This window comes from Candidatus Methanoperedens nitratireducens (genome assembly GCF_900196725.1).
Taxonomy (GTDB): Archaea; Halobacteriota; Methanosarcinia; order Methanosarcinales; family Methanoperedenaceae; genus Methanoperedens; species Methanoperedens nitroreducens_A.
Map to the genome: position 1 here is coordinate 1 of NZ_FZMP01000086.1, position 3790 is coordinate 3790.

Genomic DNA, 3790 nt, shown 5'->3' on the forward strand with positions numbered 1-3790 from the left:
TATTTATAAATATGTATCAACCCTTTCGCCGAAATAGACCCTTAGCTGGTTCACTATAATGCCCCATTCACGCATAGGCATCGTCCATTTCTCAGATGCGTCAAACACTATCAGATACAGTATTTTGAATAGTGAATCATCCGTAGGGAATGAGCTTTTTGTTTTTGTGATTTTTCGTATCTGCCTATTGAAATTCTCTATTGCATTGGTCGTATATATTATTCGCCGTATTTCAGGAGGATATTTGAATAAATTCAATGATGTGCTGCGAGATGCTAGATACGGATATAACCATAGACCTAACTCTGCATTTGGTTACAGGAATCCTTTAGAAGTTATGGCTACGAAAATGTCAAATTTACCCCAGCAGGTCGCCGGACACTAACATTAGTCCAACAGGTTTTCTTTCAACAAATAATGTATAGTCTGTGGGTCCAACATCCGTCTGATATCCACGAATGGCAATACCAATACTTTCATTCCAGTCAATTTTATCCTTATCCTGAACCGCCCATCCGGTGGCACGGAGCTGTTTATCAATATTATCTCTTGCTTCCTGTTCAGGAAATTGGTTTACAGATCCATCCATATTATACACTTGTTAATTTTTCTCATAGTATATAAAGTATATTTTTTCCTATTTATTTTTAATAGTAAATGAATTCTAACTTCTTTCAGTCAACTAACTGCGTTAGTTTAATGTAAAATTTTATTAAAACGTAACAATAAATGGCTGGCATTTCAAATGTGCTATCAAGACAGGGATAAATAATTTCAAATTTCGGACATCAACCCCTTTCTATTAACATATTAGGGTAAGACCAACTCATCCCCTTCAGCTTAAAGGAATTAAGCATAGCCATTAACTGCAGTGAAGCTCGATAGATGCGCCTGTATATCTGCCAAGACCACCCATCAGTTATAGGCTTAAGTAAACCCTTTTTTAATAAATTTCGGAGAAAAGTTAATACGAACGATTGTCTTTATAGAGTAACAGAGTGGAAAATACTCTTTTAATCTAATGAACAATCCAAACCGTTTCGATCTCGAAAAAACCAACATCTTCTGGTGCAAGAACTGCAATGTCCCGATACTGGATGAGCAGTGCGGCTCATGCCATGGAAAGGGCTTAAAGCTTGAGCTTTCCCAGCCCGGCGATGTCAGGTTCGTTTCAGCGCATGAGACCGGTATAATCGATGACCTGACGGCGGGATTATTCGGCATCAATCCCCTTGCAGGAAAGCTTGTTCTTTTAAATAAAATCCCCGGCGAAGACAAGACGGATGAGATACTGGTGGATGGCATTCGCTTCGGGATATTGAGATTTGATATGAAAGAGCTCGGCTTCAAGCTTGAGCTTATGGTTGAAGGGGCGTTAGCGCTTATCGATTCAGGTATCCGGAAAAAGCTGGTTAAGCTCTCCTCGCACGGGCGGCATTTGAGCGGGAAAACCATAGATGGGAGCGAGATCCTTGAATGTTCGGATGATATCAGGGCAGGCGATACCGTACTTGTGGTCAGCAAAAACCTGGGCGGCTTCGGCATTTCGTACAGGGATAGCGTTGAGTTGAAAATCGAAGGAAAGTCATTAAAGATAAAGAAAATAGATTCGAAGAGAGTAACATTTCTATCAAAGAACCCCTCGCGTGATGAGCTCATCCGCGCCAATGCGCCGCATATGAAACAGCTTGTAAAGGATGCCGTGAACACCATCCGGGGCATAGCCAACCAGAAGGAATTAAGGGATTCGCCGGTTTACGTTTCTTTCAGCGGGGGAAAGGACAGCCTTACTACGCTTGATCTTACAAGAAGCGCTGTGAAAAAGCCGCTAAAGGTGTTTTTTGCGAACACAGGTATCGAATTCCCGGAAACGGTCGGGTTTGTAAGGGGATTCTGCAGGAAAAACAACATTGATCTTGTAGAGGTGGAGGCAAAAGAAGCCTTCTGGGAAAACCTTCCAAGTTTCGGTCCTCCTGCAAAGGATTTCAGGTGGTGCTGCAAGGTCTGCAAACTAGCACCGATAAACAGCGTGATCGAAGAGTGCGTCCGGGAGGGGCGCAAATGCATTACGATAGACGGAAAGAGAAGATACGAGTCGTTCACCCGCGCGCGGATAGCCCCGAAAGAAGAGAATCCTTTTATTCCGGGGCAGGTGAGCGTTTTCCCGATACGCGAATGGCGCGCCATAGAAGTGTGGCTCTACCTTTACTATCGTAAGCTTGATTATAATCCTTTATACGACCTCGGCTTTGAGCGCGTGGGCTGCTGGCTGTGCCCTGCTGAGCTCAGCGCCGAATACCAGAGGTTCAGCGAACTTCATCCTGAGCTTTTTGCGCGCTGGAGCGGTTATCTTCTTCGGTGGGCAAATGAGCACGGGCTTGATGATTCTTTTATAGAGCATGGATTCTGGCGGTGGAAGACTCTGCCTCCGAAGATGATGCGCCTGGCTGAGGAACTGGGGATAGATACGACCTTAAAAAATAAACCCGAGGAATTCAGCATTGTGGTTACAGGTGGAGTTTCACCCTGCAAGACAGGGGGGTATACCATGGAAGGGAAGCTCACCGGGATTACGCCTGCTGATGCCCTGAATACTGCGAACATGCTGGGTGAGAGCGTATTCTCTGAAGACCTGGGAGTGCTTCTGGTAAGAACAGGGAGTTCGAATATCAAGCTCTTCTCATCGGGGCATATCTCTGTTAATGCTCCCGGTAAGGATGATGCCCTGTCGCTATTTGAGAACGCAGCGAAGCAATTAATAAGGGTGAAAAAATGTGCCGGGTGCGGTGTGTGTTTGAAAGTATGCCCTGCCGGAGCTATTACTATCGAGCCGCGGTTGAAGATACAGGAGAACTGCATCAGGTGCGGAAAATGCACTGAATCATGCGTTGTGGCAAAGTATTTTGATAGGCTTTTGCCAGATTTATGAGAAATAAAAACCGCAGATAAACGCAGCTAAGCCAAAGGCAAACTTTATGATAAGGCTTTAAAAACTGAAATAAATACTTATAATTCTGATTGTTAAAAATTTCATTTGCGTTCAATAATTTAGCCACGGAGACACAGAGACGCAGAGGGATTATAATAGAATATTTCAGGATTCAGCGCCACATTTTCATGCAAAAATCCAATATAAAAAACATCTCCGTGTCTCAGTGGCAAGTTTTTTTAGAAGCCACAGAGACGCAGGGGCACAGAGACCATCTCAATGAGCATCAAGCAAAAAGCGATTAATTTGCTTGAAATTAGAAAATAATGGAATATATTGAAATTGCCACTGGCTCGACTAAACCCAGATTCGTTATCCGGCTACCTGTGTTCATTCTTCCCTGATGATAAAGGAGCGCGTATACTCCTGTTTCTCATAATAATCCGTTATCTCTTTCACGAATACAGCCCCATATTTTTCAAGTTTCTTATCTCCCACCCCATTTATCTTCCTGAAATCGCTGAGGGTGCGCGGATAGAGGGCAGCCATCTGTTTTAGGCTCGCGTCTGTAAAAATTATATATGGAGGATAATTCTCGGCATCAGCCAGCTTTTTCCTCAGTACCCTGAGTACCTCGAACAGCCCGCCATCGTATCCGGCATCCTTTTCCGGTTCAACCGCTTTCTCCTGAACCTCCGGCTTTGTCAAAAAGACTCTCTCCTTTTCTCCACCTGTGAGGCAGCCCATAAGGAATGTTCTGCTTCTCTGGTTCAATCTCAATAGGAGTTGTACCGTCATAAGTCTCACGCACGTAACCCTTTTAAATAATTTATAAATTTATAAAGCAAACTGTTATCTATT

The 3790-nt window shown here is 43.7% G+C and carries 4 protein-coding genes; 1 reads left to right on the forward strand and 3 read right to left on the reverse strand.

Translation table 11 applies throughout. The features are described from left to right. Window positions 1-3 precede the first annotated feature (3 nt). The gene (locus MNV_RS06690) at window positions 4-258 is read right to left on the reverse strand and encodes a transposase (RefSeq protein WP_218837929.1); all 255 of its coding nucleotides are present in this window, start codon (window positions 256-258) and stop codon (window positions 4-6) included. 100 nt (window positions 259-358) lie between these two features. Beyond that, the gene (locus MNV_RS06695) at window positions 359-589 is read right to left on the reverse strand and encodes a hypothetical protein (protein WP_096204670.1); all 231 of its coding nucleotides are present in this window, start codon (window positions 587-589) and stop codon (window positions 359-361) included. Between the two features lie 432 nt (window positions 590-1021). Here MNV_RS06695 and MNV_RS06700 point away from each other — a divergent pair, with 432 nt between their 5' ends. After that, window positions 1022-2929, forward strand: a complete 1908-nt coding sequence (locus MNV_RS06700; protein WP_096204672.1) for a phosphoadenosine phosphosulfate reductase domain-containing protein — start codon at window positions 1022-1024, stop codon at window positions 2927-2929. 390 nt (window positions 2930-3319) lie between these two features. On the opposite strand, the gene MNV_RS06705 is transcribed toward MNV_RS06700, so the two are convergent. Further along, on the reverse strand, window positions 3320-3727 hold the full coding sequence (locus tag MNV_RS06705; protein WP_096204673.1) for an HRDC domain-containing protein: 408 nt from the start codon (window positions 3725-3727) through the stop codon (window positions 3320-3322). Window positions 3728-3790 lie beyond the last annotated feature (63 nt).